At 59.5% G+C, this 12,727-nt stretch carries 13 protein-coding genes; 2 read left to right on the forward strand and 11 right to left on the reverse strand.

Annotated elements, in window-relative coordinates:
• Positions 1–387: 387 nt before the first annotated feature.
• Positions 388–1,281 carry a LysR family transcriptional regulator gene (locus tag ACF8MC_RS23680; protein ID WP_164104909.1) on the reverse strand — a complete coding sequence of 298 codons (894 nt, stop codon included), beginning with the start codon at positions 1,279–1,281 and terminating at the stop codon, positions 388–390.
• Between the two features lie 107 nt (positions 1,282–1,388).
• Here ACF8MC_RS23680 and ACF8MC_RS23685 point away from each other — a divergent pair, with 107 nt between their 5' ends.
• Positions 1,389–2,696: a serine hydrolase gene (locus ACF8MC_RS23685; RefSeq protein WP_164104908.1), complete on the forward strand. Its 1,308-nt coding sequence runs from the start codon at positions 1,389–1,391 to the stop codon at positions 2,694–2,696.
• 149 nt (positions 2,697–2,845) lie between these two features.
• On the opposite strand, the gene ACF8MC_RS23690 is transcribed toward ACF8MC_RS23685, so the two are convergent.
• The 8 genes from ACF8MC_RS23690 to ACF8MC_RS23725 form a co-directional block, all read right to left on the reverse strand.
• Positions 2,846–3,388, reverse strand: a complete 543-nt coding sequence (locus tag ACF8MC_RS23690; protein WP_164104907.1) for a DUF3916 domain-containing protein — start codon at positions 3,386–3,388, stop codon at positions 2,846–2,848.
• A gap of 157 nt (positions 3,389–3,545) precedes the next feature.
• A complete protein-coding gene (gene lptG, locus ACF8MC_RS23695; RefSeq protein WP_164104906.1) occupies positions 3,546–4,625 on the reverse strand; it encodes an LPS export ABC transporter permease LptG in 1,080 nt (359 codons plus the stop codon).
• Positions 4,622–5,692 (reverse strand): LPS export ABC transporter permease LptF, encoded by a 1,071-nt coding sequence (gene lptF / locus ACF8MC_RS23700; RefSeq protein ID WP_033647969.1) that lies wholly within the window; start codon positions 5,690–5,692, stop codon positions 4,622–4,624. The genes lptG and lptF overlap by 4 nt, the downstream gene beginning before the upstream one ends.
• Before the next feature lie 28 nt (positions 5,693–5,720).
• On the reverse strand, positions 5,721–6,287 hold the full coding sequence (locus ACF8MC_RS23705; protein ID WP_164104905.1) for a YtfJ family protein: 567 nt from the start codon (positions 6,285–6,287) through the stop codon (positions 5,721–5,723).
• A 20-nt stretch (positions 6,288–6,307) separates the two neighbouring features.
• Entirely contained in the window at positions 6,308–7,177 is an 870-nt protein-coding gene (locus tag ACF8MC_RS23710) for a hypothetical protein (protein ID WP_164104904.1), read from the reverse strand.
• Positions 7,174–8,511 (reverse strand): lipopolysaccharide biosynthesis protein, encoded by a 1,338-nt coding sequence (locus tag ACF8MC_RS23715; RefSeq protein ID WP_164104903.1) that lies wholly within the window; start codon positions 8,509–8,511, stop codon positions 7,174–7,176. The genes ACF8MC_RS23710 and ACF8MC_RS23715 overlap by 4 nt, the downstream gene beginning before the upstream one ends.
• Before the next feature lie 72 nt (positions 8,512–8,583).
• A complete protein-coding gene (locus ACF8MC_RS23720; protein ID WP_074025802.1) occupies positions 8,584–9,378 on the reverse strand; it encodes a hypothetical protein in 795 nt (264 codons plus the stop codon).
• Positions 9,379–9,408: 30 nt separating this feature from the next.
• A complete protein-coding gene (locus ACF8MC_RS23725) occupies positions 9,409–10,134 on the reverse strand; it encodes a hypothetical protein (RefSeq protein ID WP_126191971.1) in 726 nt (241 codons plus the stop codon).
• A 371-nt stretch (positions 10,135–10,505) separates the two neighbouring features.
• Between ACF8MC_RS23725 and ACF8MC_RS23730 the strand changes: the two genes are divergently transcribed.
• Positions 10,506–11,237, forward strand: a complete 732-nt coding sequence (locus ACF8MC_RS23730; RefSeq protein ID WP_164104902.1) for a thymidylate kinase — start codon at positions 10,506–10,508, stop codon at positions 11,235–11,237.
• A 69-nt stretch (positions 11,238–11,306) separates the two neighbouring features.
• Here the strand turns inward: ACF8MC_RS23730 and ACF8MC_RS23735 are convergent, their stop codons facing one another.
• Together ACF8MC_RS23735 and ACF8MC_RS23740 are read right to left on the reverse strand one after the other, a co-directional pair.
• Entirely contained in the window at positions 11,307–12,479 is a 1,173-nt protein-coding gene (locus ACF8MC_RS23735) for a serine palmitoyltransferase (RefSeq protein ID WP_004935542.1), read from the reverse strand.
• Positions 12,466–12,726: an acyl carrier protein gene (locus ACF8MC_RS23740; RefSeq protein WP_015378483.1), complete on the reverse strand. Its 261-nt coding sequence runs from the start codon at positions 12,724–12,726 to the stop codon at positions 12,466–12,468. The genes ACF8MC_RS23735 and ACF8MC_RS23740 overlap by 14 nt, the downstream gene beginning before the upstream one ends.
• Position 12,727 lies beyond the last annotated feature (1 nt).

The following is a 12,727-nucleotide window of genomic DNA, read 5'->3' on the forward strand; positions in this document are numbered from 1 at the left end:
TACAGTGCCACGTAGCTAAGGCCCCTAGATTAGGCTATTTATCAATTCTATATATCTTAATGGGTTACAATAGTTAGCGAACAATTAGACGGGCACACCGGATACTCAGAGCGTACAATGAGTTCGGCACATAACAAAACAAGTCAATCGGACTGCTTTGCCGCTCGCTGCTTTAAACGTTAACGTCCGCAAATTGCTCAAAGCCGCCCCTCAAATGCCGCCTATCAAAGCAATAAACCATAGCCAGCAGCGCTGGAGTGATGGTGGTGAGGGGCTCTCATTGGATGAAAACAGCGAGCCCCGCTTAAGAACAATCGAAAAGTAACGCGGACGATGAACTCTACGATCGACTACCGGTAACACCACCACTAATTTAGTAGCGATTTTTCACCCCCCAACCCCTCTCCACAACCCCGGCAACAACCCCAACGTCTCTTCAATCAGCGCCCGTCGGTCATTGCCCGGCTTCCAGATGGTCACTATGGTTTGGCTGATTCCCTGGCTGCCGACTTCGGTGCGCAGCGTGTTGACGTTTTTCCACTGTTCGGCATGCATATGTGTCGGCAAGAATCCCCAGCCGCAGCCCTGTTCGAGCAGGGCGCGCAGCATTTCCAGCTCGTTGGTGAAGATAGTATGCCCGGAAATTTGCAGGCGGCGCGCCACGGGTTCGTCAGAATCCGGGTGCATGATCACCTGCGGCGTGAGCGAGAGTTCCAGCAGCGAAAGCGGCTGTTCCGCGCCGGGGAAAAGCGCTTCGGCGGCGTAAAAATCCATCTCTATCGCCCCTAAGGCGCGCCATTCCATGGCGTCGCCCACGCTGCGGTTGCGCGCCTGGCAGATGCCCAGATCGGCCTGGCCGTTTGCCAGCAGGCTTTCTGCTTCTTCGCGTGAGGCGTTAATCAGGCTCAGGCGCGTGTTGCGCTGGGCCATGGCGGCAATCAGCGCCTGCAGTAGCGCGCGGGGTGTGAAGGGATCGTAAACCAGCGAGATTTCCTGCGCCGCGCTCTTGGGCAGGTCTTTGGCAAATGCCTCAAACGCTTTCACCTGGCGCATCAGCAGGTGCGCCTGGCGCTGCAGCTGTTCGCCCTCCGGCGTCAGGTGCAGGCTGCGCCCCTCGCGCAGGAACAGCGCATAGCCCAAACCATCCTCGAGAAAATCAATCAAATCGCGCAGCGTCGTGCGGTCTTTGCCCAGCTTGAGCGCGGCTTTCGCCAGGCTGCCGTGCTCGGCCACGGCGGTGAAGGCTTCCAGTTGGGCAAAGGAATAAATCAGGCTCGGCACGCGGTTCTCCCGTCGATTTTGCGGGGGATTTTCCCCCATCAGGCGTTTTTTATTATAGGCCGCGTTTTTTTAAGCTGAACGCCTTCCTGAGCTAAGCGAGAAAAAATATGAAAAGCAAAGTGTTTAACCGCAGCCTGCTGGCGGGCGTTGTCATCAGTCTCTGCAGCGGCCTGTTGGCGCCCGCCGCGCTGGCCGCCTGTGCGGGCACCGAACTCAGCGCCTGTCCCGCGCCTTTCGATGCGCAATTGCCGGACACGCACAAGATGCTCACCTGGAGCCAGAGCGATCGGGTGATCGGTTTTCGTAACGACTACCGCAACTATGCGGGGGATGTATTTCACCATGGCAACGCCACGCCGCTGCTTACTGCCGCTAAACAGCTAACCGATGCTAGTTATCGGGTGAATGGCAAAACCTACCACCTGCAGGATTACCTGCAGCGCCAGAACGTCAGCGGCATGCTGGTATTGAAAGACGGCAAAATCGCCTGGAAATACCTGGGGCAGGGTAATACCGACGCTACCCTGTGGACATCGCGCTCCGTGGGCAAATCCGTGGTCGCCACGCTGGTGGGCGTGGCGATTAAACAGGGCAAGATCCACTCACTCGACGATCTTATCACGCAATACGAACCCGATCTGAAAGGCACCGCGTGGGACGGCGTGACCCTCAGGCAGCTGATCACCCACACCTCCGGCGTGGCGTGGAATGAGGATTACACCAACCCGAAATCGGACTTCGCGCAGCTGACCGAGTGTGAAGCCAGGCCCGGCACCTACGCCTGCGTGCGCAAGCTGGTAGCCGGTTTGCAGCGTGCGCATCCGGCCGGGCAGAACTGGTCTTACTCCTCCGGCGGCGCGTGGCTGCTGGGCGACGTGCTGGAGCGCGCTACCGGCATGCCGCTGGCGGCTTATCTGGAACAAAGCATCTGGCAGCCGTACGGCATGGCGAGCGACGGCGTGTGGCATGCCTACGCCAAAGGCCAGCACGACGTGGGCGCGCATGGGTTCAACGCCACGCTGGAAGACTGGGGGCGCTTCGGCGAATTCATTCTGCATAACGGGACGCTGCCGAACGGCAAACAGATCTTGCCGGCTGATTGGGTAGCCCAGTCGTCCAACTGGACTCGGGCGGCGGGTTCGGTATCAGCGGCGCATCCTAACGGTATTTACGGCTTCCAATGGTGGAACAACGAAGTGCCGGTGGATGCGATCAACGTAGAACCTGCCCCGCAGGCATCCCTCAAGCATTCCCTGTGGGCGCTGGGGATCTTCGGCCAGATGATTATGGTCAATCAGGCAGAGAATCTGGTGATCGTCCAGTGGTCCACCTGGCCGCAGGCGGAACCTTCTTTTAGTGCCCAACCGCTGGAGGCATCGCTAATGTTTAGCGCGATAGCGAAGGAGTTGCGTTAATGTCGATAAGCCCATCTTTGCAGATGGGCTTATCTGAATGCTGCTGGCCATCACTCAGTTTTGCTTATTCTTTAGCTCCACCGATCAAAACTTTAAACTAAACATATCCCTGACTCATTTATTAAAACAGGGGAGAGTGAATGCCTGAATTATTGTGGTTGACCATAATGCCAGCGTTCGCCAGTAAACCACTCATCAGGGTTATCTCCGCCATGATATTCAATTGCAACGCCTAACTCTTGCACGCCAGCTGGAAGAATAAGCCCCCATTCCTTAGCAAGGCTGCGTTCTTTTAAAATTATCGATGAGCCATTGTCAGAACTGCCTTCTGAAACAAAACCCTGAAAATATTCATCTGAATGGTACAAACAAATTTCGCTGGTAAACATGTCCGGGAGGCAGATGACGGCAGTAATTCGCGGGTTGTCGTCGCAATCTGCTGTTGCGAGCATCAAATTAGCACAGGCATTTATCAAGGCCTGCGCACAGTCAGCCTTAATTTTTTTGTTACTGTGCTTTCCTTCAACCAGGTTGATTTCTACAGGTATTTTGTAATTCCAGTAATGACTGTCCTCAGAAAAGTCAGCTCGTGCTGGATCATGGAAGGTTTCAGACCAACGCTTAAGTGCCTTCATACGGCGGGGAATGTTTCTTGTTTTTGTGCGGCAATCTCTGTTTAAGCGTCTACTCATGTGCTGCAATTTCCCTGTCTACTCATGAATTTACGCCATCGTCTCATACTTGGTGTGCTTCTGTTTCAGATTTCTTAACCCCATGTAGTTACACTGTTTTCAACCAGCCGCCCTGCTTAATGTCAGCTCAGGTCGCTCTATCTAGCTCCCGGGCTAACTAACCCCGCCGATCAAACCGATAAACCAGCACTAACGCCAGCGCCAGAAGTAAAAGCGGCGGGGCGAGGGCGGTGAAGGGCGCGTTGAGGGCGAACAGCAACCCCAGGTTGAGGGCGATCTGGTAAGCGATGTAGGTCAGCAGCCCGACGATCACGCCAAGCGCTAACCGGCTGCCCATGCCGGGGGCGCGCGGGGCGGTAAAGGTAAACGGGATGGCCAGCAAAATCATCGCCAGCACCAGCAGGGGCTGGCCGAGTTTTTTCCACAGCGCCAGGCGGTATTCGGTGCTGGGCTGCCCCGAGCCCTGCAGGTAATCGATATAGCGCTCCAGCTGTTGCAGCGAGAAGCTGCCCGCCGGCAGGGTCAGCTCTTTCAGGCTCGGCACGGTGAACAGCGATCGCCACGGCAGGCTGCTATGCCGCTCAATCGTCTCTTTTCTGCCTTGCCAGCTTTTCAGCATCACGTTGTGCAGCAGCCAGTTGCCGTCGGCGGCGGTGCTGGCGCTGTCGGCGTAAATGTAAGATTCCAGCGCGCGGTTGGCCTGATAACGGAAGATCTCAATGCCGTGGGGCTGGTCGTTCTCATCGACGGTTTTGACCGTTACAAATTCGTTGCCGCGCCGCGCCCACAGCGGGTTCACGGTGACGTCGTTATCGTTCGACTGCGCCAGGGCGTTGTTCTTCATCTGCAGCGCGCGTTGCTGCAGCGGCGAGGCCGCCCATTCATCGAGGGCGCCGAGCGACAGGTTCATCAGCAGCCCGGCGGCGAGCATCACCAGCGCGATGCGGAATATCGACATCCCGGCGGAGCGGATCGCGGTCAGCTCCAGGGTTTTAGACAGCTGCCCCAGCCCGACGATGCCGCCGAGCAGCGCGATAAACGGCCCCAGATCGACCAGGCTGCGCGGCAGGGTCAGCACGGTCACCAGCAGCGCCTGCTGCCAGCGGTAGCCGCCCGGGGTCACGTCCTCCAGCTCGTTGATCAGCGTAAAGGTGGTGAACAGCGGGATGAGCAGCCCGGCCGCGGCGGCGAAGCCGATGAACACGTTGCGGATCAGGTAACGGCTAAAAATAGTCATCGGGAGGGTTTCCGCAGCAGGGATAAGTCGCGCGCCAGCAGCAGGGCTATGCCGGCAGCCATCGCCAGTGGCACCAGCCAAACGCCGGGGATCGTCGGCACAGAGCCGTTGGCGACCAGCGTGCGGCAAATGTTGCCGCCATAGAAAATCACGGTAAACAGCACCGTCAGGGGCAGCAGCGCGGCGTAGCGCCCCTGCCGCGGCTTGATGCGGCTAAAGGGGATCGCCAGCAGCACCATCAGCACGGTGGTCAGCCCGCGGCTTTCGCGCCATTGCAGTTCGGCGGCGTCACCCGGATCGGCGGAGCGCGCCAGCTCCGCCGGCGAGGCCGACTTGTGCCGGCTCTCGGCGCTGGGCACGAACGGTTTGAGCGCGATGTCGAAGTTGTCGTAGTTCTGCCCGTTGTCGTCGGTGCCCTGGCGATCCAGCACATAGGCGGTGCCGGTTTTCAGCCGCACGGCGGGGCTGGCGGGGGAGGCGTCGAGCACCTCTACCGACTGCGCGCGGTACAGGTTGGTATGATGGCCGCCGCGCACATAAATCAGGGCGTCCGTCAGGTGGTTGGCCGTTTTGTCGACGTGGTTGGCGAGGATCATGCGGCCGTTGCCGCTGACGTTGAATTTGTCGGCCTGCAGGTGGCTCACGTCCAGCACCGACTGCGACTCTTGCTGCAGCTGATAAATATTGGCGTACGCCCAGGGCCTGCCATACAGCGACAGCAGCGTGACCGCTATCGCCAGCGGCACGGCCAGTATCAGCACCGCCTTGTACAGCCGCAGCGGGCTGGCGCCGGCGGCCAGCATGGCGGTGATCTCCGCATCGCTGTACAGCTGGCTCAGCGCCACCGCCACCGAGACATACAGCGCGACGGGCAATATCATCTCCAGCGCGATCAGCGACTTATAGAACACCACGTCGGCCACCACCCGCAGCGCCAGCGTGCCGTTGGCGGCGTCGGTCAGGTAGCGCTGGGCGGAGTAGCTGGCGAACATGAAGATCAAAAAACCGGCGATCATCATCACCAGGCGGCGGATCTCAACCGTGATGTAGCGTTCAATCAAAGACATGCGTCATCGGCTCCCGGCGGCGTGCGCTTCATGGCGTCTCCTGCGCGATCAGCGCGCGCAGCAGGGCGATCACCTGGTCAACTTCCTGCGGGGTGAGTGCGCCGTCCTTCGCCCACTGCACGCGCCCGGCCTTGTCCAGCACCACGATGGTGGAGCTCTCCTCAGGCAGCCGCCAGACCATGCGCCCCAGCCCGTCGCTGTCGACGATGAACTGCGCCCAGGGGTAATTCCGCTTGTTTTTCTCAATTTTGCCGCGCACGAAAAAGCCGGAGCCCGGGATCGCGTCGTCGGTGTTGACGATGGTGGTGGGCTGGAAGCGATCGCCCGGCAGGTTCGCGTCCTTGACGGCGTTGATCAGCAGCGAGTTCTTCTTCTTGGCGGAGGTGCGCCCGGCGATGTATTGGATCACCCGCACTTTGCCCACCAGTTTTGCGCTGTTCCATGGCCGGTAGCTGAAATCGCCGTTGCGCAGCAGCAGTTCGCCGCGATCGGCGATGGCGATTGGCGCCACCGGCCGGCCCAGCACGAAGTTATGCGCGGATGCCGCCAGCGGCGACAGCAGCAGCGTGAAGATCAGCAAGCGACGCAACGTCATCATGGCTCCTTGCAACGCGCTTATCTGCCCGCCGCGACGGCCGGCGGGGAAAACGACAGCGGAAAGCGCGCCAGCAGCAGCTCCAGGCGCTGGCGAATGTCGATATCCAGGATCGCCGGCCGATCGTAGATATCGCCGCCGGCCAGTTTGTCCGCCACCATCACGTCGTGCCGGTCGCCCATCAGGCCGTTAATCGCCGCCAGGAAGCGCGAGATCTGCCGGGCTTCGCGATTGTCGGGGTCGATCGATCTCAGCGTGTCGTAAAACGACACCTGGCGGCTGACGATTTTGCGCACGTTGTGGAACTGGTGCCCGGTCAGCGCCGGGCTGGCGATCAGCGTCTGCAGCTGGCGCATTTGCTCCTGGCGGTAGGCGATAAAGCCCTGTGCGCTTTCCAGCCGGGTGTGGCGCAGCGCATAGCGCACATATGACCATACCGGCTTGCTGAGCAGCAGCCGCAGCAGGTTGCCGTACAGCGTCAGGCTCTTCTGGTTGCCGTTGCGAAACGCGTCCTGAAAATGGCCGAGCACCACGGTGGTGGTGTGGAACAGGCGGTTGGCGCGGTGGGGCGCGCCGTACAGCTGCTGGGCGAAGCGCAGGTGCTTGTAGCGGGCGCGGATATATTTGTAGCGCATGCGGGTGGGCGCCGCCAACTGCGGGTCTTGCAGGAAACCGTTCACCAGTTGCAGCAGCTCGCGGCGGGAAAAGCCGTCTTCCCAAAACTGCAGGCACAGCGCGTAGTTGTCCCGGATGCTCTCGGGGGAGCATTCCAGATCGATCTGCTGCGGCAGGCTGATATTCGCCTCAACCAGGTCGTCTTCTTCCACCGCGACAAACAGCGCCTGGGTGGTTTCGGCGGAGAACTTCTTCCAATTATCGTGAGCGGTCATTGATTACTCTCTTTGGGCGCATTCAGCCCCAACATAAAGCGATTGCGGTAGGCGCCGATCGTCGGTATCAGGGATAACAGAACGTCTAAACATTGCCCCAGTAAATAAGCGAAGGCGGCGCCCTGCACGCCGAAGGCATACGCCATCGACACCAGCAGCGCAATGTAGGCCGCCGAGGCCGTCGCCTGCGCGATCAGGAAAGCGCGCTGCTTGCCTGCCATAAACAGTAAGGATTCCTGCGGGAAGCCCATCATGGAGACGATGATCGCGCCCAGCATGATTTGAATCAGGTCATAGGCTTCCAGGTATTGCTGCCCGAACACCGCGGAAATGAGCGGCTTGCCCACCAGCAGCATCAACACCGCGACGGCCAGGCCGATGCCGCCGGCCAGCAGCGAGGAGCGCAGGCCCAGCAGCCACGGGGTCTTGGTGCGCGGATCCAGGCGCATGATCTCCGGATAGAAGCTTTTCTCCAGCAGCTTGGCTGGGGTGCCCGTCGCATCGAAGAAGGTCATGGCGATCTTGAACAGCCCGGCGGCGGCCGGCCCGAGCACCACGCCCACCAGCACGGTGGTGCAGGAGTTGCGCGCGGCCCAGATGGTGTGGGCGATGTTGGTGGTCCAGACGAAGTTCCAGGCGCCCTCGATGCGGCGCGCGACGTTGAACAGGCGCGGCCTCAGCGCGCCGTGGATATCGCGGCGGCGCAGTTCGCGCGCGGTGAACCACCAGAACAGCGTGCCGCCGATCAGGTTAGAGGCGTACCAGGTGACGATAAAGCCGGGGAATCCCAGATCGAAATAATAGGAGATGACGCTGCCCACCGCCTGCAGGAACGGCTTGATCGCCTGCTGGATGGCGATGAGATCGAAGCGGTTGAAGGCGCGCAGCACGCCGGTCGGCGTGGACGAGGTCATCGACGGGATCAGGGTGCAGTACAGCATGGCGAGCCAGAAGCTTTCGCTGTCCAGCCCCAGGGCGTGGGACAAGAACGGCAGCATGACCATGCCGCCCAGCACGGCGATGACGCCGCTGGCGATATCCAGCCCGAAGGAGAAGGCGACGACGTCGCGGAAGCGCCCGGTGTTTTGATGCTCCAGCGCCGGGGTGCCGAATTGCACCACAAACTGCCAGGTCTGGAATTTGATGAAATCGCTGACCGCTTTGGTGTAGGCCTGGATCACCACCAGCACGCCGAACATTTCAGGCGACATGCCTTTACCGGCGCAGGAGAGCGCCAGCAGGCCGAGCAGCGCGCTGGCCACGCTGCCGGAGCCTAAGTAGGCGGCATTACGTAAAATGGAGCGAAACGCGCCATCGGAAAACCACCGTTTCATAACCCAAACCAGCCGTTATCGTTGTTTTGCTGCATCTTGTGTTCCGCTGTCATGCGCTTGCCCTGTATGCGTTTAATAAACCTGAGTTTCTTCGCCGGCGTTTTCGCCGGGTTGCCCGATGTCGCTCTGTGGGCGCTTCGCGGGGTTCACCACGGCGGAAATGGCGTTGAGCGCGTTGCTCAGCACCTCGTCGTAAGGGGCTCTGGCGTCCAGCTCGATGATGCGCGCGCCGTTGTACTGCAGGCGCACCATGGCGGAAATCTTGTCTTTCAGCTCTTCATAGCTGTGATCGGGCTTGCGGGAAAACGCCGTATCGACGTCGATATCGAGGCGAATGATCAGCTCCGGCCGATAGACGGCCATGCGTTGATATAAACGGCGTTCGCGCGCTGCCAGGCGGCTCAATAGCCAGCCTTTTGCGCGTTCCACGCCGATGCCGGGCCCGTCGTAGTAAAAACCTGAAATTTCCGCCTGCGGGTAGCGATCGCTGATCACCAGCATGCCGCTCTGCGCCAGCCGCCGCACCTTGCGCAGGTTGGATGCGCGCCACAGCGAAAAGCCGTACATGATCAGCGCCGCCCACAGCGCCGGCGGCCTGTTGCTCATGCGCTGGGTTTTATCGGATTTGGCCGCCAGGCGCCGTTCCAGCCATACGCCGATGAACGGCAACTTCTTGATTTTGTCGCCGTCTTCGCCGGAGATCAGCCCCAAATAGCGCCGCTCCGTGGGGCGATGTTGCTGCAGGTTCTTGACCAGATCGGCGGTCAGCGTGGACTTGCCGGTGCCGTCGCTGCCCACCACGGCAATCAGCCCGGTGATGCAGGCGGAAGAGGTATTCTGTTCGGCGGTGAGTTTATTTTTTTTCATCTGTTTCGGTACGAAAAGGTTATTTGGCGGCTAGGCATTGGCGGCCCTCAGCGATATTTTAACGGCGCGCAGAGACTCGTCGAAAATACGGTTGGCCGGCTCGCGGCCGTCTAAATCCAATATGTTAGCGCCGTTAAACGTCAGGTGCGGGATGACGGCGATCTTTTCGCGCAACGCCGCCAGCGAGTGATCGGGTTTGCGTGAATAGGCCGTTTGTTCGTCAATATCCAGCCGAATTAATAATAAGGGCTGATAAGACGCCATCCATTGGTAGAGGTTTTGTTCGCGCTTTCTCAGCCAGCGGATCCAGCGATTGCCGCCGGCGGTTTTCGCCAGCTGCGGGCCATCGAAACGAAACCCCGCCACTTCGGCCTGCGGATAACGATCGGTGATCAGCAATGCGCCGCTGCGGCTTTTCTTCAGCATGCGACGGAATTTATAAACGCGCCAATAGGAGAGTAAAAAAATCACCAGCGCCGTGGCATTATCCGGCGGCGTGGAAGGGCGCTCATGCACGCGCTGCGACTTCTTCAATAAATAACGCCCGAAAGGGGCGCCAATAATCGGCAGCGAACTGATCCATTCGCCGATACGCCCGGAGGACTGGCCGAGATAAAGCAGTTCGGCAGGTTCTTGTGGCGATAAGGCGTTGACCAGGCTGGCGGCTAACGTGGATTTTCCCGAGCCGTCACAGCCGGTTATCGCTATTACGCGCACGGGCGAGCGATCAGATGAAGGTCTTATCTGCTGACTCACAATAATTGATCCAATGCGAAAAAAACTATTGTATTCCAATACGCCTTGGGTTCAAGATATTTATTGTGCTTTGCCGCGATAAAATAATGAGATGGGTATTCTTGTTCGTTATTTGAATTGATATTTATGGCGTTCGTTCTTGTTATTTTGTGCTAATTGTTGGTGCGTGGGCCGGTTTCGCTTTTTATGTTAATTTCCGGCCGGGCTAACGGCGAAAAAAGAGTAGGGCTTTTCAATTTTCGCTTAATGTTTTGTGCTTTTTGGCGTCGCATTACGGAAAATTTTTCCACGCGGCCGCCACGGCAATGATAAGCGGTAGTTCGCTTCAAATATGGCACGCCGTTTCTGGTGTATTGAAAGAGAGTCTTATTATGAGTGCAAAATTTCCGCCGCTGATTGCGGTTATCGGCAGCGACGGATCGGGTAAGTCCACCGTTTGTGAACATCTGATCGCGTATATGAAACATTATGGCCCGGCGGTGCAGGTGCATCTGGGCAAACAGGCGGGCAACGTCGGCCGCGCGGCGGCGAAGTTGCCGCTGCTCGGGCGCTCGGTGGGCAAGGCTATCGAGAGCAATACCAAAAAAGTCAAAACGAAAAAATCCCGCATTGGCCTGCTGCCGTCGGCGGTGATCATCGCTTTCGTGGGGCGGCGGCTGCTGCGGTTTCGCCGCATGCTGGCGTATCGGCGGCAAGGGTTCATCGTGTTGACCGACCGTTTTCCGCAGGCGCAGATCCCCGGCGCTTACGACGGCACGGTTTTTCCCGTCGACGTTGAAGGGAGCCGGTTTGTCCGTTGGCTGGCGGCGCGCGAGCGGGCGGCGTTCCAATGGATGGCGGGGCAAAAACCGGATCTGGTGCTCAAGCTGAATGTCAGTCTGGCGGTGGCCTGCGCGCGCAAACCCGATCATCGCAAAGCGGCGCTGGAGAAGAAGATCGCCGTCACGCCGTTATTGACGTTCGAAGGCGCCGACATCGTGGATCTCGATGCCGATCGGCCGATCAAGGAGGTGCTTTCGGCGGCGGAAAAAGCCATCGCGGAATTTATGGCGGCGCAGGGTTATCGCTATTCCGCTGATGAAGTATCAACGGCTGCGCACTGAGGCGCGCATCGGTTCGGCAGGGCGGCGATGCCATTTTCGGCACCGCCGCCGCGGCCGAGAGGGAAGGCTTTATTTTTTCAGCGCCGCAAAGGCGCGCACGATGGTGTCTATTTCTTCATCGCTGTGCGCGGCATTGACGCTGCAGCGCAGCAGGGTAACGCCCGCCGGCGCGGCCGGTGGCAGCACCAGGTTTACATACACGCCGTGGGCGATCAGCTCGCGCCAGAAACGCAGCCCTTCTTCCTTCGAACCGATCATCACCGGCACCACCGGGCTGATGCGCGGCCCCAGGGTATACCCCAGCTCGGCGAGGCCGTGGTACAGGCGGTGCGCGTTGCTCCACAGCTTTTCCCGCAGTTCGGGATGGCGCGCGATTTTTTGCAGCGCCGTGCGCACCGACGCGATGCTCGACGGCGACGGCGACGCGGTAAAGATATACGGCCGGCTGCTGTAGCGCAGCACGTCCATCCCCTTGCCGCCGACGGCGAAACCGCCGATCGAAGCCAGGCTTTTGCTGAAGGTGCCCAGGATGATATCCACGTCTTGCTCGACGCCCAGCGCTTCGGCCAGGCCGCGGCCGTGCTCGCCCATCACGCCGAAGGAGTGCGCTTCGTCGACCAGCAGATACCCGCCGAGCCGACGCTTGATGTCGACGATTTCCACCAGCGGGGCGACGTCGCCCAGCATGCTGTAGATGCCTTCCACGATAATGATCGCCTCGCGCGCACGCTCGCCCAGGCGCACCATGCGGCGCTCCAGATCGGCGGCGTCATTGTGGCGGAAGCGAATAATCTCCGCGCCGCCGAGGGCGCAGGCGTCGTAAATGCTCGCGTGGCTGTCCGCGTCGATCAATACCACGGCGCCCGGTCCCGCCAGCGTGCTGATGACGCCCAGGTTGGCGGTGTAGCCGGTGGAGAACACGATGGCGCTGGGGCGATCGAAGAATTCCGCCAGCTCCCGTTCCAGCGTCAGGTGCGATCCGTAGCTGCCGTTCGCCATGCGCGAGCCGGTGGTGCCGGTGCCGAGCGCGGCCAGGGCCGCCTGACCGGCGGCGATCGCCTGCGCATCGAACGTCAGGCCAAGGTAATTATTGGTGCCGGCGAGGACAATCTTTTGATCGCCGATGCGGCCCTGGGTGGCGGAATACACTTCGTCGATACAGGTGCCGAACGGATTCAGACCGGACGTTTGAAATTGTTCGCGGTCATTGGCGAGGCGCGCAAACTTATCATACAGTCCCATGGTTTTTCTCCAGATAAGGGCGCAGCGCGTCAAGCAGTTGCTCAGGCGTTCTGACATCAAGCAATATATTGATAGGAATGGAGATATCTAATTCATCTTCCAACATCATCAGCAGATCCAGGACTCTGATGGATTCCAGGCCAAGATCATTGACGAGATCGCTATCAGGTTTTATTTCCACTCCGCCTTCGACGATACCTTGCAAACACGTCAGGATATAATCCATTACAGCATCGCGATTTAGCATA

Origin of the sequence: Serratia sp. LACPHL-BACT-2024-00286, from assembly GCF_043109535.1 — a bacterium.
In the GTDB taxonomy this organism is placed as follows: Bacteria; Pseudomonadota; Gammaproteobacteria; order Enterobacterales; family Enterobacteriaceae; genus Serratia; species Serratia sarumanii.

Excerpts from the sequence above, each read along its gene's own strand:
- ACF8MC_RS23685 (WP_164104908.1), top strand. The coding sequence starts at position 1,389 with ATGAAAAGCAAAGTGTTTAACCGCAGCCTGCTGGCGGGCGTTGTCATC.
- ACF8MC_RS23690 (WP_164104907.1), bottom strand. The coding sequence starts at position 3,388 with ATGAGTAGACGCTTAAACAGAGATTGCCGCACAAAAACAAGAAACATT.
- lptG (WP_164104906.1), bottom strand. The coding sequence starts at position 4,625 with ATGACTATTTTTAGCCGTTACCTGATCCGCAACGTGTTCATCGGCTTC.
- lptF (WP_033647969.1), bottom strand. The coding sequence starts at position 5,692 with ATGTCTTTGATTGAACGCTACATCACGGTTGAGATCCGCCGCCTGGTG.
- ACF8MC_RS23705 (WP_164104905.1), bottom strand. The coding sequence starts at position 6,287 with ATGACGTTGCGTCGCTTGCTGATCTTCACGCTGCTGCTGTCGCCGCTG.
- ACF8MC_RS23710 (WP_164104904.1), bottom strand. The coding sequence starts at position 7,177 with ATGACCGCTCACGATAATTGGAAGAAGTTCTCCGCCGAAACCACCCAG.
- ACF8MC_RS23715 (WP_164104903.1), bottom strand. The coding sequence starts at position 8,511 with ATGAAACGGTGGTTTTCCGATGGCGCGTTTCGCTCCATTTTACGTAAT.
- ACF8MC_RS23720 (WP_074025802.1), bottom strand. The coding sequence starts at position 9,378 with ATGAAAAAAAATAAACTCACCGCCGAACAGAATACCTCTTCCGCCTGC.
- ACF8MC_RS23730 (WP_164104902.1), top strand. The coding sequence starts at position 10,506 with ATGAGTGCAAAATTTCCGCCGCTGATTGCGGTTATCGGCAGCGACGGA.
- ACF8MC_RS23735 (WP_004935542.1), bottom strand. The coding sequence starts at position 12,479 with ATGGGACTGTATGATAAGTTTGCGCGCCTCGCCAATGACCGCGAACAA.
- ACF8MC_RS23740 (WP_015378483.1), bottom strand. The coding sequence starts at position 12,726 with ATGCTAAATCGCGATGCTGTAATGGATTATATCCTGACGTGTTTGCAA.